At 62.0% G+C, this 18,789-nt stretch carries 12 protein-coding genes; 3 read left to right on the top strand and 9 right to left on the bottom strand.

From position 1 onward, the window contains the following. Nucleotides 1–8: 8 nt before the first annotated feature. Complete coding sequence (locus tag HOP03_11630; GenBank protein ID NOT88820.1) at nt 9–533, top strand: GNAT family N-acetyltransferase; 525 nt, start codon at nt 9–11, stop codon at nt 531–533. Between the two features lie 37 nt (nt 534–570). Further along, complete coding sequence (locus tag HOP03_11625; protein ID NOT88819.1) at nt 571–1,248, top strand: cold shock domain-containing protein; 678 nt, start codon at nt 571–573, stop codon at nt 1,246–1,248. A gap of 208 nt (nt 1,249–1,456) precedes the next feature. Here the strand turns inward: HOP03_11625 and HOP03_11620 are convergent, their stop codons facing one another. The 6 genes from HOP03_11620 to HOP03_11595 all read right to left on the bottom strand — a co-directional run bounded on the left by HOP03_11620 (nt 1,457) and on the right by HOP03_11595 (nt 11,634). Further along, nucleotides 1,457–1,801: a hypothetical protein gene (locus HOP03_11620; protein NOT88818.1), complete on the bottom strand. Its 345-nt coding sequence runs from the start codon at nt 1,799–1,801 to the stop codon at nt 1,457–1,459. Nucleotides 1,802–1,992: 191 nt separating this feature from the next. Further along, nucleotides 1,993–3,186 (bottom strand): IS4 family transposase, encoded by a 1,194-nt coding sequence (locus HOP03_11615; GenBank protein NOT88817.1) that lies wholly within the window; start codon nt 3,184–3,186, stop codon nt 1,993–1,995. Nucleotides 3,187–3,458: 272 nt separating this feature from the next. Then, entirely contained in the window at nt 3,459–3,887 is a 429-nt protein-coding gene (locus HOP03_11610) for a hypothetical protein (GenBank protein ID NOT88816.1), read from the bottom strand. A gap of 510 nt (nt 3,888–4,397) precedes the next feature. Then, the gene (locus HOP03_11605) at nt 4,398–5,039 is read right to left on the bottom strand and encodes a hypothetical protein (GenBank protein NOT88815.1); all 642 of its coding nucleotides are present in this window, start codon (nt 5,037–5,039) and stop codon (nt 4,398–4,400) included. Continuing rightward, on the bottom strand, nt 5,029–9,882 hold the full coding sequence (locus HOP03_11600; protein NOT88814.1) for a type IV secretion protein Rhs: 4,854 nt from the start codon (nt 9,880–9,882) through the stop codon (nt 5,029–5,031). Before HOP03_11600 ends, HOP03_11605 begins: the two co-directional genes overlap by 11 nt. Before the next feature lie 387 nt (nt 9,883–10,269). Next, nucleotides 10,270–11,634: a porin gene (locus HOP03_11595; protein ID NOT88813.1), complete on the bottom strand. Its 1,365-nt coding sequence runs from the start codon at nt 11,632–11,634 to the stop codon at nt 10,270–10,272. A 211-nt stretch (nt 11,635–11,845) separates the two neighbouring features. Here HOP03_11595 and HOP03_11590 point away from each other — a divergent pair, with 211 nt between their 5' ends. Then, on the top strand, nt 11,846–12,538 hold the full coding sequence (locus HOP03_11590) for a rhomboid family intramembrane serine protease (protein NOT88812.1): 693 nt from the start codon (nt 11,846–11,848) through the stop codon (nt 12,536–12,538). A 105-nt stretch (nt 12,539–12,643) separates the two neighbouring features. Here HOP03_11590 and HOP03_11585 read toward each other — a convergent pair whose 3' ends face one another. The 3 genes from HOP03_11585 to HOP03_11575 form a co-directional block, all read right to left on the bottom strand. Then, complete coding sequence (locus HOP03_11585; protein NOT88811.1) at nt 12,644–16,234, bottom strand: ABC transporter permease subunit; 3,591 nt, start codon at nt 16,232–16,234, stop codon at nt 12,644–12,646. A 10-nt stretch (nt 16,235–16,244) separates the two neighbouring features. Further along, nucleotides 16,245–17,138 carry an ABC transporter ATP-binding protein gene (locus HOP03_11580; GenBank protein NOT88810.1) on the bottom strand — a complete coding sequence of 298 codons (894 nt, stop codon included), beginning with the start codon at nt 17,136–17,138 and terminating at the stop codon, nt 16,245–16,247. Nucleotides 17,139–17,498: 360 nt separating this feature from the next. Continuing rightward, a complete protein-coding gene (locus tag HOP03_11575; protein NOT88809.1) occupies nt 17,499–18,755 on the bottom strand; it encodes a S41 family peptidase in 1,257 nt (418 codons plus the stop codon). Nucleotides 18,756–18,789 lie beyond the last annotated feature (34 nt).

Here is an 18,789-nt window from a genome sequence, read left to right as displayed (position 1 = left end):
GTCCGCCCATGCCGACTTCCACCACACCGACGTTCCGCATCCGCCCCATCGAAGCCCGCGACGATGCCGCCATCGCCGCGATCATCCGCAGCGTGATGCCCGAATTCGGCGCGAGCGGCTGCGGCTTCGCCATCAACGATCCGGAAGTCGACTGGATGCATCGCGCCTACGCGGAACCGCGATCGGCGTATTTCGTGATCGAGCGCAACGATGCTTCCGGACATCCGGTCGTGGAAGGCGGCGGCGGCATCGCCCCGCTGTCCGGCGGCGACAGCAGCGTCTGCGAATTGCGCAAAATGTATTTCCTGCCATCACTGCGCGGCCTCGGCGCGGGCACGGCATTGATGGCGCGCTGCCTCGACGCCGCCCGCGCCTCCGGCTTCCAGCGCTGCTACCTCGAAACCCTCACCGGCATGGACGCTGCGATGCGCCTGTACGAACGCAGCGGCTTCCGCCGCATCGACACGGCGATGGGCGCGACCGGCCATGGCGGCTGCAATACCTTCTACCTGCGGGAACTCGCGGCGAGCTGAGCCGCACCAACGGAACGTTGCGAACGGAGACGCACCGATGCGAGCGCTGGGGACTCTCACCAAATGGGATGCGGATCGCGGCTTCGGCTTCGTCAGACTGCGCGACAGCGGCGTCGACATCTTCGTCCATATCACCGCCTTTCCGCGCAGCGGACGGCAACCGCAGGTCGGCGATGCGCTGTCCTTCGAGATCGTGACCGCGACAGACGGCCGCAAACAGGCCAAGGCCGTCACCTACGATATACCGCAGGGACGCGCCGATTTCACGCTCGCGCCGATCGAACGAAAACCCAACCAGCAAAGACCGAACGAACAGGCGTCGCGGCCGATGCCCGTGCGCACATCGGCGCCGCACCCGGAACGGCGCCGGCAACGCGAATCTCACCGGAGATCGACCGGCGGACTCGGCACGCTGATCTTCGCGGTGTTGCTGATCGGCGGATTGGCGTTCGGTTACCGGAAGTTTCTCGAATACCGCGCCGTCGCCGTCGACACCCTGCACGGACGAAGCGCGGAAACGAGTCTTGCGCCGACCAATCCGTCGCACAGCGCCCCTGGTGCAGCTGCGTCGCCAGGCTATCGTTGCGATGGGCGCACGCACTGCTCGCAGATGCGCTCATGCGCAGACGCCACCCAAGTGCTGCAGCATTGTCCCGGCACACAGATGGACGGCGATGGCGATGGCATTCCGTGCGAGCAGCAATGGTGCAACTGACGCGACGTTTGCGTTACCCAACAAAAGAACCCACCGAAGCGGATTTTTTTGTGCAACTCGATACAGTCTCGCAGGGTGGGCTTTATGCCAAGAATTGCAGCATATCGATCGCCGCGAAAAATCATCGAAGCCAAAGCATACTCGGGCGAACTAATTGCCGGCATCGCTCAAACGTCATGCAATGGGTATACAGCCCAGCCTCTGGCCATCAATCCCTCAATGCCCACCAATGGCAATGCAAATCCGGCTCCATAAGCACAACCGCTTCTGACGTTCCATCACGAACTTTGAAGAAAACATGAACACCTGAGCTGAGTTGATCGCGATGGATCTCGATCTTCCTCACATTTTCGGATGAAAACCGAATCGTCTCTTTGTTGCCACAGCGCAGTACCGCTTGAAATGATTCAGCCACTGCACTGAAAGATATGTCCAATTCCTGAAGACCATCGCCTGACTGCTTTACATATCGGCAATACGCCATGCTGGAATCTTGCTCAACAGGCTCCATACCGAATGCTTCCAAAAAATCAGCTGTGCTTGGAAATTCCATATGAATACCCTCAAAGAAACATAATCAATGCATTTAACCGACGAGCACCGCCATCGATATCCGCAGGGTGGGCTCTATGCCCACCATAGCAACGCATTCGTCGCCGACGCAACGATCGAAGTCAAGTTTCGCATGGGCAACAGGCCGCGACTATCAATCAACCTTCGTTGCGGTGGGCATAAAGCCTAAGGTCACCCCACTTTTTTCATGCTTCTTCCAGGAATTTCCGTCGAGATCTTGCGCACCATTTTCAATAGCTCCGGTGGCCATTGTCTTCGGTGCCGCATCCATTCCAAGCACCGGCGCTGTTCGCTGTAACGGGCGCGGTGACTTGTTTTGTCCGTCAATGGGTCCGTTGCCACCGCCGCCTCTTTCACTGCCCGCGCCAGCAACCACGCAGCGAATGCCGCCATCGTATGAATCAGCAGCAGTATCGCCAACCGCTCGGGAGCACGGCTCAAGCTGTCTTCGAATCCCATCCCGTAGCGGTGACTTTTCAGATCCCTGAACGCCAGTTCGATCTGCATGCGCTTGGCGTAGATTGCAGTGACCTGCGATGCGCTGGCCTCCTGCGGCGACAGCGAGGTTGCCAACAGCCAAGGCTCGCATTCTCGCTTACGCGCTTTTTGCACCATCCGATCGCCTTTGGGCCTCAATGCGTGCTTTTCCGATCGGCTGGGCTTGTGCGTCTTGCGACGCAAGCGCACCAGGAAACACGACCAGGGCGAACCCTGCACCATTGACCATGCACCCATGGCTTCCGATCTACCGGATGCGCCCGCATGCAGCGAACTGCAAGGTTGCCATTCCTGCTGTGGACCACGAATTTTCGTGTTGTTGCGTAATCGCCCGACGTAATCCCAGCCATGTGCAGCCACTGCACGAAACCAGTCGCTGCGGAATCCCGCATCACTGACGATCACAGGCTTGCATACAGGAATGATCGTCGCCAGCGCATCAAGAAACTCCCGTTGCGCGCCCGGGGAATTCAATCGGGCGTTCGGATAAATGCGCTCGTACACCGTCAGCGGTCGACCTCCCACCGGCACTGCTGCCCGCAACAAGCACCAACGACCATCGCCCTTCAGATCGGACCAGTCCACGACAATGACTGGACGCGCCTGGGTCAGCAACCACGCCGCCATCGCCCGACGCAGCGCACCGTGTTCCCGATGCAAATGGCGATTGCTCAACAAGCGATCCAGCGCCTTCAGCGGCGCGTGTGCAAAGGTCGCGTCAGGCCAAGACCGGGACAGATCGGTCAACGTCAAACGACGACCGTCAATCAACGCCTGAACCGCATGCAGCAGGACGTTGCGTCTGCGGCCATGCATCGGGTCTAGCGCAGCGGCCAGTGGACGGAGCAGAATCTCGGTCGCGTGCATGGCGTGGTCCTCAGGCTTCGATACCCCGAGGAAAAAACCGCGGCATGCACGCGCTGTTTTTGCGGACACTAAACCGTATCTGATTGATCTGCAATCAGAAAAAGTGGGGTGACCTTAGGCTTTATGCCCATCATTGCAATAAATCACGTCGCCGCGAACCATCATCGAAGCCAATCCGTACGCGGGCAAACTGACTACCGACATTATTCAAGCGTCATGCGATGGGCATAAAGCCCACTCTACGGTCCTGCCCGGGCAATTTTGAGATAGCTTTAGTCCGAATGCATGGTCTGACACTCATACAACCCAAGCATCAAGATAATTTCCGGATCATCATCGAATTCAGAAAGCTGAACCCCTGGGAATGGCCCCAGGGCTCTAGATATTTTTGCTCGAAATCTGATTCTGTCCCCGATTTTGCAGTTTTTCCAATCCGAACTATCAGATGGGCGAATGTTCAAAAAAAGATAATCTGCTCTCAATGACTTCCCGTTTGATATCGGAAAAATTCCAGTATCCATTGAAACCGCTACCCCAGGCGCAAACTCTTCATTCAGTTTTATTTCAATGATAACTCCACTCCATTCCACCATGAGGCCATTGAATCTCTCTGATATCGACGCCTCGTCATGCCCCGCCTCGATCATCGAAATGATTACTCGAACGAATGCGTCCCAATCTGCCAAATAGTCGTGCCTCATGGTACTTGCAACCTAATTTTGCAAGGCATCAGAGATCCCTTTCGACTCCCTTGCAGCGCGAGCAGGAGAGAGGCTTGGATTGACACGCCCAAGCTGCCCCAATGCCTCCCTGTTGTATATAGGATGACCACCAACATGATTGATGCCGTCCAACAGAGCGCTATTATTTCTTCCGTTGATGTTTAAGCCAGATTGCGCGGCTCTTCTCATTAATTCAGGGAACCGTGTTGCCGCTTCAAGAGGCACCACGTGATGAGCTATGCAATCAGAAAAAGTGGGGGACCGCCCGCTCTGCGGTCCTATAGTAGGGTGGCGGCTTTCGAGGCTGACAGCTTTCTGAGGCGCCCGCGTGCGATTGCTCCATCATGGACAGAAGCCAAAGGCTTCACTCACAGACCGGATATACGTTCGCAATCTCAACCAAGATCAGAAAAAGCGGTTGACCATCGGGAGGAGTCCACATACACCATACGGTGCTCATTGTGCGGGATACAGGCATTGGCTTCCGAATCAAGCTAGAAGAGTCTTTACTACATTTTGGCGCCCGATCGCGACAACACCTATCCCTTTATCATCGAATTCACCAATCTTCTTGAGCAGTAGTGAATCTGAATCAGCTATACGATTAATTATCCGGAAGTCTTTGGCCATATCGCCAGACCAGCCAACATCGATTAAATCGCGAGGAGAGATATCGCCCAAAAGTACAACGAGATACGAACAGTTCTCGCTTAGGAGAACCTGAACGGCATCTTCAATTGCCATATCTGAAAGTCTCGCGGCACCAAAGAACTTCAGCCCTTTATCTGATTCAAGCAAGACTTCTTCAGACCGTTGATCAGTGCCAAGCGCTGCAAGCCCCCTTGCCTTCAAAGCTCCCCATAGTCTGTGATATCGAACAACACGATTATTCGGCTGCCAAGCCGACGTACCGACAAGTAGGCAGACCTCAGCGCTAGGAAAATTGGCTCTCACCTTGACGAACAGAAACTGCAGTACAGCTAGCAGCGAGTCATTTGGTGATGCTTCAGTAGCAACCCAACTTGCACCTGCAAGCGGGCTGCTCATTGGCCAATTGACCGTGTCAAAGTTCATTACATTGTTCTCTACGAAGATATCTTGAGCAAAGTCCACTAAGATGTCAGTAGTCATAGTGATTACCTTTAGCATCGTTGAAATGAGGGCCACGATTTTGCGGATTTGCGGGGCCGAAATTGTGCCCCCCAGCATCATTGCGAATTCTCATTGTTCTGGTCCCTCCACCTGGAGCGGGAATCTCGAATTCGTAGATTCGCCCCGGTTGCAGGTTGCCTCGCTTGTCCACATTTGTTAGGACTCGACTGGGTTGTTGACTTGTTGGGATGCCGGACTGTCGCTTGGCCTCGTTAAACGCACCCCTCCGACCAGCACCAGCAGGACTTAGATTCGGAGGTGCAGCTCTCTTTGCGGCACCAGACCCCGCTCTGCAAGCCGCCGATTCCGCCGTCAACACTTCACTATGGGATGCGGTTCTCGCAACCGTCCTCATCCCCATATGCTGCGCAACCCTCGCCCGCGTCACTCGGACTGCGGCCCTGGCCCCCAACTGTATGCCCAGTCTCGGCAGCACGAACCGGGTGACCAACTGTAGTCCAATGCGCCCCGCAATCAACCCATCCGGATCGCCATACATCGTTGGTGCGCCGTTCGCATAGCCATACGTGCTGATGCCGCCGTCGATGCCGATCGGATCACTCTGCGCATATCGCCCGGTCGCGGCGTCGTAGTCCCTGAAGTGGTTTTGACTGAGGCCACTCGCCGCATCGTATCGCTGCCCCGGGAAGCGCATATCGAACACGAACGTAGTGCCGTCCGCATCCGGGTCTTCGTTCGCGGCGCTATCGCCGAACGCCTCATTGGCGAGATTCCAGTTCCAGATAGCCACATTACGATCCGGGTCGATCACCACCCTCGGTGTACCCAGTGCATCCGCTTCGATGTAGTACAGCTTCTGGTTCGCGCCCGCGCCCACCAGCAGCCCAACCGGGAGACCGTCCAGCCAGATCGCCTGCTGGATCGGCTGGCCGTTCGCGTCGTAATCGCCAATCCAATGACCGGCTTCGTCATAGAGCGTCGCGATAGTCCTGCCGCTGCCGGTCTTGTAAACCTGCTCGCCCTTGCCGTTGTACAGGTAGCTCATCGCGACCACGCCGTCGCGCTTGACCTGGCGCATGCGGTTGGCATCGTCGTAGGCGAACTCGCGCGTCACTGCTCCGGGCTTCTCGATCCGCGTCGTGTTGCCCACGGCGTCGTAGCTGCGACCTTCCGTGCCGATCTGGGTCAGGCGATGCCTGGCCGGGCCGTAGACGTAGGTCGTTGCCGTGCCGCTGTCCGTCCGGCTCGTGCGGTTGCCGGTGCCGTCATAGGTGTAGGCCTGCAGCACGGTCCCGTTCGCGCCGTTCGCGCCGTCGCGCACTTGCGTCAATCGATTCAGACCGTCGTAGCGGTAGGCTCGGCGCGCGGGATCGAGTTGATCCGCCTTGCGCAGCGATTCGAGATTGCCTGCCGCATCGAAGCTGTAACCCTCGCTGATGCCACCCGCCGTGGTGTCTTCGACAAACCCCGGCTGGTAGTTCTGGTTCAACGAGCGACGCAGGATGCGGCCGTTGCCGTAGGTCCAGCGGCTGACCGGGCCGAACGGGTAATGGGTCGCACCGCTCAGCAGGGTCTTCGTCTGCCCCGTGGCCAGCGTGACCTTCAATTCCGATGGCCGCGACTGCGCATCGCGCACGATCCGCACGCTGCTGCCGTCGGGGTGGATCAGGCCGATGTACTGATTGCCCGGCGGCGGGTTCTGCACCGCAGTCGTCTGATCCGGCAGCCAGCCGCGCGGGTCGGTGTTGAGATAGCGCAGCGCATAGCTGCGGCCCTGCGTGAGCTGCAGCTTCCGGCTGAGCTGGCCATAGCGGTCGTAGCAGTAGCCGGTGCTGCCGCTGCTGTCGGTCATCACCGACAGTTGACCCTGGTTGAAGCGTTCGCCGCTCGGACAGTCGACCGGCGCGCTGTCGTAGACGAGGCTGACGTTGCGGCTGCTGTCGGGGTAGCTCACCGCCGTCACCCGGTTCAACAGGTCGTAGCTGTAGGTTTCGGTGATGCCGCGCGCATCGGTGCGGGTCTTGAGGTTGCCGGCCTCGTCGTAGGTCGATGTCGCCAGACCCGTATCCTGACTCTGCAGCGTCAGCACCTCGCCGAAGCCGTTGTAGGTGTAGGTGGTCGGCAGGCCGCCGGGATCGAGCACCTGGGTCAGCCGGTCCAGCGCGTCGTACTGGAACTGCGTCTGCGCCGCCACGCCGTCCACATCCTGCAGCGTGGTCTTGAGCCGGCCCAGTGCATCGTAGCTGTGGGCGGTCTTGTGGTTCAGCGCGTCGGTGGTGAGGGTGAGGTTGTCTTCCGGGTCGTAACCGAAGCCCGTCGGCTGCAGGTCGGCGTCGGACTGCGTCTGCAGCCGGCCCAGCGTGTCGTAGGTCCGCGACAGCGTGCGCAGCAGCGCGCCGCTGGTGTCCCGGGTGTCTTCCTTGAGCGGCTCGCCCGCCGCGTTCAGCGTGAACACCATCGTGTTGCCGGCCGGGTCGGCGACCGAGGTCAGCCGCAGCGCCGCGTCGTAACCGAACTGCGTGTAGACGCCATCGGGCAGGATCACCCGGTGCACCGTGCCGGCCGGGGTGTACTCGATCCGGGTGATCCGGTCGTCCGCTTCGCTGCCGTCGTCGCTGCCACGCACCTTGCTGGCGATCATCTGGCCGCGCGGGTCGTATTCCAGATCGGTGACGATGCCGTTGGCGTCGCGCAGCGACAGCGGTCGATCCGCACCATCGCTGCGCAGCGTTTCGACGACATGGCCGAGCGCATTGGTCGCCTTCCACAGATCGCCCTTGCGATAAGCGCAGGTGGACGGCGACGCCGCGCAGGCCGGTTCGTCGGCCATGCGGTAGGTGTAGGTCACCCCATCGGCCGCGCCTGCGCGCGGGCCGTCGATCTTCGTGACCAGACCGACCCGCGGACAGCTGCCGGCCGTCACGTCCGCCGTCTCGCAGTAGGTCATCGTGGCGCTGCGCGTCGCGCCGGTGGCGCCATCGGGGTCGAACGCGGTGATCGCCGACACCTGATTGCGGGCGTTGTAGGTCCACGTGGTGCGCGCCACCAGCGCGCCCAGGTGATCGAGCGTCCGCGCTTCGGTGATCAGGCGCGTGGCCGGGTCGCGCGTCACTTCCTCGCGACGCTGTTCCGGCGTGTCCGCCGCGACCACCGTGGCCGAACGATAGTCCGCTGCGTACTCGTAGCGGGTGAGGATGCCGCGCTTGTCGGTGCTGGTCGCCAATCGTCCCTGCGTATCGAAGGTCTGCGCGGCGGAGCCCCCGCTGTCCACTGCACCCAGGATGCGGCGATAGGTCCCCGGCTGGATGGTGTAGGCGCGGCTGTCGCCCTCGGCGGTCTGGATGACCGCGCTGTCCTCGGTCGGATAGCTGACCGTGGTCAGTTCGTTGGGCGTGCCCAGCACGCGGCTGGAGGTGACCCGACCGCGCGCGTCGTAGCCGAACGAGGCGAAGCGCTGGCCGTCTTCGGAGGTGATGCCCGTCAGGTGATGACGCTGATCGACATCGCCGGCCAAGCCGGGCTCGTTGTAGTGGTACTGCTTGGTCGCACCACCGGGATAGGTCACGGCGGTCAGGTTGAGGTTGGCGTCGTAAGCGTAGGCAACGTCGGCGCCGTCGGGCAGCACGATGCGCCGCAGCAGGTTGTCCGCATACTCGAAGCGCAGCGCGCGGCCCTGCGCGTCGGTGACGGTCGACATCGCCTTGTCGGCGGTGTACGCGATGACGACATCGTTCAGCGGGTCGTTCGGGTTGCGGATCGCGATCAGATAACCGCTGGTGTCGAACTCGCGCACCTCGCCATCCGGCATCCGCAGCCGCCAGCTGATCCCGCCGGCATTGACCTTCTCGGCGATGCGGTCCGGCGCATTGGCGGCGCGGTAGCGGTTGCCGCCGATCGACACATAGCCCTCGTAGTTGCCCGCTTCGTCGATATGGTCGTTGGTCGACACCAGGAACCGTTCGGCGTAGCTGTGACTCCAGCCCACCGCAAAGCTCGGGTTGTTGCGGAACTGGCGCAGCGAACGGTAGTAGCGCGTGAAGGTCTGCCCTGCGAACGTGAAATCCGGCTCCGCGCGCTGCTTTTCACCGGTCGCCGGATACACTGGATTGGGGCTGCCGGGGCAGCTGGCGCACTGCTGGATCGGCATGGTGATCTGCGCAATGGCCGACTGGTCCGCCTCGCACAGATTCGCGGTGGTCAGCGTTGCCTCGGACACCGTATCCATCGGGATCGCACCGAAGTTCGTGCGGCAATAGACCGGTCGCTGTTTGGAGATCGACCAGGTCTGCGTCTTGGTGGCGCCGTTGGTGCAGGTGCCCCGGGTCCGGTAGTTGCGTGCGCCGTAGCCGACGATCCCCCGTGTGCCCGGCGATGCGCTCAATCCGGGCGGGTCGTAGTCCTTGGTGATGACGGTCTCTGTGACCGTGCATCCCGCACTCGCCCACGCCGCCTGCATGCGCGACAGGCCGAGGTTCACCAGTTCGCCCTCGTCCGCACACCAGCCGGGCTTGGCGATCTGGTCGTCGCTCAGCGTGCAACTGCCGGTGCTGCCGCCCTGCAGTCCATAAGCGGCGTAGTACGCCAAACCGCGCACCGACGCCACGGGCCGGTCGCGCAGCCAGTACTGCTGGCGCACGCTGGTGGCGCTCAAACGCACCGTCTGCATGTGCTCCACCAGCGATCCCACGCCGGCATAGCCGGGCGAGGCGCGCACCGCAGCCTCGGCCTTGTCCAGCGTCGGGTAACAGCCGCTGGTGGTGCAGAAGGTCGGCGGCACCGTCGGCGCCAGCACCGCCGCCAATGCGCCTGCGCCGACCAGCAACGCCAACGTCAACAGAAGCCTGCGACTGTTCCGCAGCATGGACAGGATTTCATCAAGGCCTTGCAGCCGGACACGGTCTTGCCGTTCAGTCATGGGGTTTGCCTTGTCGTGCGTTCGATCGACGCGCAGCGGGCACGTCGGCCCGGATGCGTGCGGACTGGTGTGCAGGCTTGAAGGATAGACATTTGGACCGTCCCTGGCTTCATCGTCATGCGGGTCGACTGCGGCCCATGCAAGGCATGGCAATCCGTGAACCCATGACCGCGATTATCACGAAATTTCAATCGCACACAAGTGAATTTTTTCGATCGCATGGCTTGGCGTCCGCATCGACATGGACCCGACCAAAACTGTCGCAGCGCTGTTCACGCCCAACAAAAAACCCCGCCGGAGCGGGGTTTCTCGTGCAACACGATACAGCGGATATCAGAAGCTGTAGCGGCCGGAAACGCCGAACAGATTCACGTCGCTGCTGAACTCGCCGAACAGCGAATGGCGCTGCGCGTCCAGAACGCCGATCTTCGGCTTGTCGGGCTGGATGCGGGTATAGGCCGCATTGATCTCGATCTGCTCGCTCATGTTCCAGGTGATGCCGAACGAATACCAGCGACGGTCTTCGTCGGGCAGGCGCGGGGTGCGCGTGGCGAACGTGGTCGGGGTTTCGTCGTAGGCGTAACCGCCGCGGAGCGTGAACGCTTCGGACAGTTTGTACTCGGCACCGATCGACCAGAAGCGGGTATCGCCCCAGCTGAAGTCTTCGACCGAATCCGGATCGGGATTGACGAAGTCGATGCGGACTTCCTGCAGCGAATGCCAGTCGGTTTCCGCGTAGTCGGCCATGATCGCCAACTGGTCGTTGAACTGGTAGGCGACGCTGAGCGACGTGATGCTCGGCGTGGTCAGGTTCGCCTTGACGTTGCCGTCGCGGAACAGCGGCGCAGTGGTCGGGCTCGAGCCGAGCACGGTCGCGACATCGGCAGGCACGGTCCAGTCGGCTTTGCCGGTCAGGTCGTGATCGATTTCGGAACGATGCGACAGGCCGATGGTCAGCTTGTCGGTCGGACGGAAATTCATGCCGAAGATGTAGCCGATGCTGTTGTCTTCGCCGGAGATGACGGCCTTGCCGTCGCGCAACTGCGGACGGGCGAAAGGCAGCGGACGCGTCGCCGGGTTGGCGAACAGCGCGGTACCGAAATCGACGGCTTTCGACAATTCGACTTCAGCGCGCTCATAGACGATGCCTGCGCCGACCGAGAAACGGTCCGGCACGATTTCATACGCGGCGGAGAACGTCAGGTCGACGGTCTTGACGTCGGAGGTGAGCGCGGAATAGCGGCCGACCCAGCCGTCGTCGTATTCGGTCTTCAGACCGAACGGCGCGCTGACCATGGCACCGACCGTCAGGCCGTTGCCGAACTTGTGGATGATCGACATGGCCGGAACCGGGGTCACGCCGCCGGCATTGCCGCCGTCGCTGCCCGTGAGCGGACCGGACACCGGGCCGAAGCCGACGCCTGCGTAGCCGCCGCCATCGAACTTGGCGTTGAGATCGACGACCGTCACGTCCGACTGGATCGTGGTGCCCTCGAACGAGGTCATGGTCGCCGGGTTGTTGACGACGACCGATGCGTCGCCGGTGGCGACACCGGAGCCGGCGAACGCGCGGCCCATGGCCTTCACGCTGTTCTCTTTCAACTGGAAGCCAGAGGCCTGCGCCTGGCCGACAGCGAGCGCGCCGGCGATGCCGAGCGCGAGCGCGGTCACCTGGATGAAACGATTCTGGGTTTGCATTGTGCTTGCGTCTCCGTGGACAGGATGATGATCTGCGTCGCGCGACCAGGCCTGTATCCCTGCCCGTGCCGCTCCTGCCGGAAGCCCCCTCCCGACGTACGACGCCGTGCGCACTATACCTTGCCCGTTAACTCAAAGCTAACAACCCCTTTTTTACGGGAACCCGTGCTTTCATGGGCATTCCCCACGATTTCCGCGATCGTCAGACGCCATGTTCGTTCAGCTTCCCACCCGTCAGAAATCCGGCCTGCGCTGGGCCACCCCACTGGTCTTCGCCGCGCTGTGGCTGGCCTACCTCTGGGCGAGCACGCGACCGGACGCGACCCAGCGTGCGCTCCTGCAGGAATGGGGCGCGCTGACCGGAGGGCCGGCGGCCATCGACACCTGGCACGCGCTATGGACGGATCAGCGCTGGCTGCGATTGTTCACCGCCATGTTCCTGCACGCGGATTGGGCGCATCTGCTGGGCAACCTCGTCTTCCTGTTGATCTTCGGGCTGCCGGCGGAACGCACGATGGGCCCGTGGCGCTTCCTGGCGCTGTTCCTGATGGGCGGGACGATCGCCAATCTGGCCGCCGTGTTCATGATCGGCACGCCCGAACGGCTGATCATCGGCGCAAGCGGGGCGGTGTCGGCGGTGATCGGTGCCTATCTCGCGCTGTTCCCGCGCGCCAAGCTCGGCGTGGTCGTACCGCTCGGCCTGTTCCTCGAATTCATCCGCGCACCGGCGTCGCTGTTGATCGGCGTCTGGGCGGTCCTGCAGGTGGTGTTCGCCTACATCGGCCCGGCCTTCGGCGCAGTGGCCTGGAGCGCGCACATCGCCGGGTTTCTGTTCGGCGTCCTGTTCGCGCTGGTCGCACGCGCCGCGATCGCGCGCAGGCTGCGCCACAACCGGGGCTACTGAGCCGGGACGCGCCACGACCGCGCCCCGTTCATCCCGCGGCGCTGGACAGGACAGCGGTCCCGGACACGACGACGCGCATCACGCGCGCCGCCCCTCCTTCCCGTCTCAGAGGCTTACGCGCTTGCGGTTGTCCGAAGACACCCGGTCGATGAGTTTGTTGTACGGATCGAATCCCGCTTCGTAAGGTTCCGCATCGACCAGCACCGTCAATTTCGGTTGTCCGCCGGTGATGCGATGGCGCTTGAGATACAGCACTTTCTCGTCGGCTTCCTCGCCAGAGGGGCCGCGCGCGAACACGCCGACCTCGATCCAATCGTCGAGCTTGCCCGGCATCTCCTTGCCTTTGCCATCTGCATAGAGCTTGGCGGCGTGCAGATCGAGCACGACCTCGTACCTGCCGTCGGCACGCTTTTTCGCGGTCGCCGTTTCGACCCGGTTGTCGTAGAAGCTGATCTTCTCGAACAGGTCGGCGATCAGCGACGCGTGCTGCGGTCCGGCTTCGGCACGGATGTAGTCGAGCAATTCGACCGACGTCGGATAAGGCGGCTGCCGATAGCCCTTGTCCTGCAGGAATTTCTTCAGCGCGCGATTCAACGTGTCTTCGCCGATCTCGTCGCGAAGCCGGTAGAACACCAGCGACGCCTTGCGATAGTGGACGTAAGGCTGGTTTTCGACGCGATACAGCGGCAGCTCCTCGACGACCTCCTCGCCGCGACCGGAGAGATATCTGTCCAGTTCGTACTTCAGGAATTGTCGCATCTTGCTCCGGCCGTAGGCTTTCTCCATCACCATCAACGCAGAGTATTGCGCCAGTGATTCCGACAGCACCGTCGCGCCCTGCATGTTGGCGCCGATGACCTGATGCGCCCACCATTGGTGCGCGATCTCGTGCGCGGTGATGTAGTACACGTAATCGACCGCATCCTTGCCGCGCAGATCGGCGATGAAGCCGACGGACTCCGAATACGGAATGGTATTGGCGAAGCTCTGCGCGAAATCCTCGTAACCCGGAAACTCGATGATGCGCACCTGGCGGTGCTGATACGGCGTGAAATTCGCCTCGTAGTACGCCAGGGACTTCTGCACGGACTCGATCATCCTGTCAACATTGTACGGATGCTTGGCGTCGTAGTAGACCTCGATCGGGATGTCCTTGTATTTGCCCTTCTTCACCTGCCAGCGCGCAGACAGATAGGAATAGAAATTCAGCATCGGTCGATCCATCGCATAGCTGAAGCAGCGGCGGCCGTCGCGGACGAATTCCTTCTGCAGGTAACCGGGCGACAGTGCGATCTGGTCCGGCGCGGTGCAGATGGTGGTCTTGAAATCGATCCAGTCCGCATCATCGGTGAGATAGGTATTGGCGCGCGCCGCCTGGTCCTCAAGCTTCGGCATGCGCCGAGGCTCGCCGAGCTTGCGCTTGCGCCGTTCATTGCGGTCCTGGATTTCAGCGTTGTCGCTGTAGCCGAAGGTCGGGAAGAACGTGCTGTTGAAGAACGTTCCGTTGTCGACGATCCGGAATTGCGCGGTGCCGTTGGTGATGCCATCCGGCGCCAGTTCGACCTTGAACGAAATGATGCGCTCGGCGCCGGGCAGCAATGGTTCCTTCAACCTGTAGATACGATAGCCGAGCGCTTCGTCGTGCTTGATCAACGACGCGACTCCCATGTCGATGCTGACCAGGGACTTGTCATCGTTCATGCCGATATGCAGGTCGGTGATCGGCTTCGTGTAGGGGTTGCGCACACGATAGGTGCCGCTGGCGCGCATGACCTGGGTCTCGGGACGCAGATCCACTTCGATTTCGGTCGCGAGGATCTTCGGCTGCTGCAGGTCCTTGTACTGTTTGTATTCGCGTTCGTACCTGGCCTGCAGATCGAGGATTTGGTCCGGAGACAGATACTCGTTGCGGATGTTGGTGTTCCAGAACAGATAGCCGCCGATGGCGATGAACGCCAGCGCCGACAGTGCGGTCGCGATGCCCAGTGGGCCACTCAAGCGCTGGCGCGCGAGACGCAAACGTTCGCGCATGCTGCCGCTCACCCCGCGCACCCAGAGCGCTGCGGACAGCAACAGCAGCAACAGCAGGAACACGCCCCAGTACGCCTGGAACCACAGCTGGCCCTGCAGGAAGTGGCCGTAGCCGTTCATGTCGGAGTACGGCGCATTGGGCGCGCTGGCATAGTTGTACAGGTTGTGGGTGTAGTCCAGCGTGCCCAGCACGAACTGCCCGATCAGCACGAGCACCAGCAGCGCATAGCCGACGTACTTGTTGTTGGTGAAGACCTGCAGACACAGCGCCAGACCGCCCATCAGCACGAAGACGAGACTGTTGAGCATCAGCGTCCCGGCATAGACCGGCAATTCGAGCTGGACATGCCCTTTGCCGAGCTGGATCAGCACCGCGACGATGCCGCCGAGCAGTTGGAAGCAGACGACGACCGCAACGAGCGCGCCGAATTTCGCCGCCAGCGGCACCCAGTTCGGCACCGGCATGGCGTCGGTCACTTCATGGATCTTGACGCTGCGTTCCTTGGCGACCAGTTCGCCCGCGTAGAACAGCACGATGATGATCAACACGAAACTGTAGGCGCCCTGCAGCGCAGCCAGTATCTGCGAGGTCACCGGGTGGATCGGCGTGTCGTACATGCTCTCCGCGAAGATCGCAGCGGGGATGAAATTCGCCAGCGCGAACAGCAGCATCACGATGAACGGGATCCCGCGCAGAACGCCCAGCATGTCGAATCGCAGTTGACGCAGGAATTGCGCGAAGCCGGTGGCCGGGCCGAACGACGGCGACGCTTTCGGCAGCGCTCTGGCGGCGGACGCCGCAGGCGCGGACGCACCGGAATCCGTATTCGCCGGCAGGGCTTTCGCACGGCGCCAACCGCGCGCGGTGCCGCTGCGCTCGGTCTTGAACAGTGCGAAACACGCCGCGAACAAGGTGAGCGCGATACCGCTCCACAGCGCGCGATTGGCGAGGATATAGCCGGTGATCGCCGGCAATTGGGTATTGCGCTGCTCCGCCGCCCAATAACGGATGGTGCGACCGAAGGCGCGCATCCCCAATGGCTCGGCCAGCGTGGCGATCCAGACATTGTCGATATCGCGCAGCAGGACCGCGGTCACGCCGGAAAGAATGAAGAAGCCGAGTACGCCGATATACACCCACAGGATGCTGCGGGTGACGATGGCCAACAGCGACAGCAGCGCGGCGGTGAACAACAGATTGGGAAGCACGATGACCGCGAACGCCCATGCGTACGGGAACAACGAGACCGGCCCCAGGCGCTTGGCATCGATCCACGGCATGAACTGGGCGATGAAGATGCCGAAACCGATCAACGCATAGATCAACAGACAGCCGAGCACGGCCGCGGCGATCCGACCGGCGACGTAATCGCGACGCTTGATCGGGCTGGCGAAGATCAGTTCGGCGGTGCCCTGCTCGAAATCGCGCAGCAGCGCGCCGTTGATCGACATCGCGATGAACAGCATGCCGATGAGGGTGAAGATGCCCAGGAACTGCACGACGATCATCGGCGCGTTGCGATGGACATTGCCGATGCCGCCACCGAGCTGGATCACGTCGGTCGCAGCCGCGCCGAACGCGAGCGCGGCGAACAGCGCACCCATCATCCACAGCAGCGGTGAGCGCAGCTGCTGGCGCAGCTCGAATCTGAAGAACTCGAACATGGCGTGATCCTCAGGCGGCTTTGGCGTGCTGGCGCAGGCGCTGGAAGTACACGTCCTCGAGATCGGGCGCGACCTGCTCGAATCCCGCTTCGGGCCGTTCCGCGCTGAACACGTGGATCACCGGAGTGCCGGCGACCAGGCGGATCGACAGTACCGTGAAATTCTCCTCATAACGCTTGAGATCCGCTTTCTGCACCTGCTTGCGCCAGACCTGGCTTTCGAGCGCGGAGATGGCGTCGATCGGCCGGCCGGTCAGCAACACCTTGCCCTTGTTCATGATCGCCATGGTCGGGCACAGATCGGTCACGTCCTCGACGATATGCGTCGACAGGATGACCGCAACGTTCTCGCCGATCTCGGCGAGCAGATTCAGGAAGCGATTGCGCTCTTCCGGATCGAGTCCTGCGGTGGGCTCATCGACGATCACGAGTCGCGGATTGCCGAGCAACGCCTGGGCGATGCCGAAGCGCTGGCGCATGCCGCCGGAAAAACCGCCGAGTTTGCGCTTGCGCACATCCCACAGATTCACCTGCTGCAGCAATCCATCGACGATTTCGCGCCGCTGCCTGCGGTCGGTCAGGCCCTTGAGCACGGCGAAGTGTTCCAGCAGATCCGACGCGCTGACTTTCGGATACACGCCGAAATCCTGCGGCAGGTAGCCCAACTGCCTGCGCACCGCATCCTTGTCGCGCAGCACGTCGATGCTGCCGCCCTTGCCGTCATCGAGCGTGGCCGCGCCGCTGTCGGCTTCCTGCAGCGTGGCGAGCGTGCGCATCAGCGAGGATTTGCCGGCGCCGTTCGGGCCGAGCAGGCCGAACATGCCGCGCGGAATATCGAGCGTCACCGCATCGAGTGCGCGCACGCCGTTGGCGTAGGTTTTGCTGAGGTCGCGGATGGCGAGCATGGATTGAAGTCCCCGGATACGGGGCCCGCGATGGCGGGCCGACCGTTGGCATCCTAGGGACAAGATCGGCAACGCGTACGGGCCGATAGTCACTCATGACTTTCGGCCTGAGGTGTCCCCGCTTTTTTCAAGTGCTTCAATAAAGCGTCGTCATCCCCGCGAACGCAGGGATCCAGCGACTTTCAAACTTCCGCGCAGCGGCAAAGACACTGGGTTCCCGCATTCGCGGGAACGACGGGCAAAAGAACGGTGACTGCCGATCAATCGATCCGTTTGATGTTCTTGAGAAGAAAGCGGGGATACCCAGCCTTTGGACCACCGCAACCGCAGTGACGGGACCAGCGCGATTCCGCATCGGCTTCAGCGCCGATCGGTGGCGACGGGCAGACTCGCGACCTGCTTTTTCAACACGACCAGCGCAGCCGCGATCGGCGCTTCGCCTTCCAGCACATCGCCGATGCCGACGCCCGAAGTCTCCTGCTCGCCGCGCAGGTGTCCCGGCAGCGCCGCTTCGGAAATGATGTCGGCCTGCGCCGACTTGACCGCGCCGTCGGGCTTGAGCACGACATCCGGATCGATGCCGCGCGCCTGGATCGATTTGCCGCTGGGCGTGTAGTAACGCGCGGTGGTGAGCTTGACCGCATCGCCATTGTCCAGCGGCAGGACGGTCTGCACCGATCCCTTCCCGAACGTGCGGCTGCCGACGACCTGCGCGCGCTTGTTGTCGCGCAGCGCAGCGGCCAGCACTTCGGATGCGCTGGCCGAACCGGCATCCACCAGCACGACCAGCGGCGCGCCGCGCATGCGATCGCCGGGCGTTGCGTTGAAGGTCGCGTCGGCCACCGGATTGCGGCCACGGGTGCTGACGATGCCGCCCTTGTCGAGCAGGTCGTCGGCGATCTGCACGGCGGACGTCAACAGACCGCCCGGGTTGCTGCGCAGATCCAGCACCAGCCCGCGCAGGCTTTTGCCCGCGCCGGCCTGCGCCTGCAGCTTGTCGATCTGCTGCTCGAAATCGGTCGCGGTATCGGCCTGGAACGCGCTGACCCGCACGTACGCATAGCCCGGCTCCAGCATCCGGCTGCGCACGCTGCTGATGCGGATGGTTTCGCGCTGCACGGTGATGTCGAGCGGCTTCTTCGCGCCTTCGCGTTGCACGGTGAGCAGGGTCTTGCTGCCCGGCTTGCCGCGCAGCGGATTGCTGTCGATCAGTTCGGGCGTCAGCGTTTTGCCGTCGATCGCGATGATGAGATCGCCCGGCTTGACGCCCGCGCGCGCCGCCGGGGTGTCGTCGATCGGCGCGATCACGAGAATGGTGCCGTCCGGTTGCTGCTGCACTTCCACGCCGATGCCATCGTAGGCACCGCTGGTGTCTTCGTCGAAGGCCTCGGCATCGCTGCGGACGAGATAGGCGCTGTGCGGGTCGAGATCGAGCAGCAGGCCGCGGATCGCCGACTGCATCAGTTTGCGATCCTCGACCGGCTCGACGTACGCATACTTCACCGCGTTGAAGACGCTGACATAGCGGCGGATCTCTTCCAGCGGCACCTTGCTGGCCTCGGTCTCGTCGGTTTTTTTCGATCCTGCGGCATCGGCGGGTTTGACCTCCTGCGCCATGGCCGAAGGCGCGCACAGCGCGAACGCGAACAGG

Origin of the sequence: Lysobacter sp. (genome assembly GCA_013141175.1) — a bacterium.
Lineage (GTDB): Bacteria > Pseudomonadota > Gammaproteobacteria > Xanthomonadales > Xanthomonadaceae > Lysobacter_I.
This window is presented reverse-complemented; position numbering and strand designations above follow the sequence as displayed.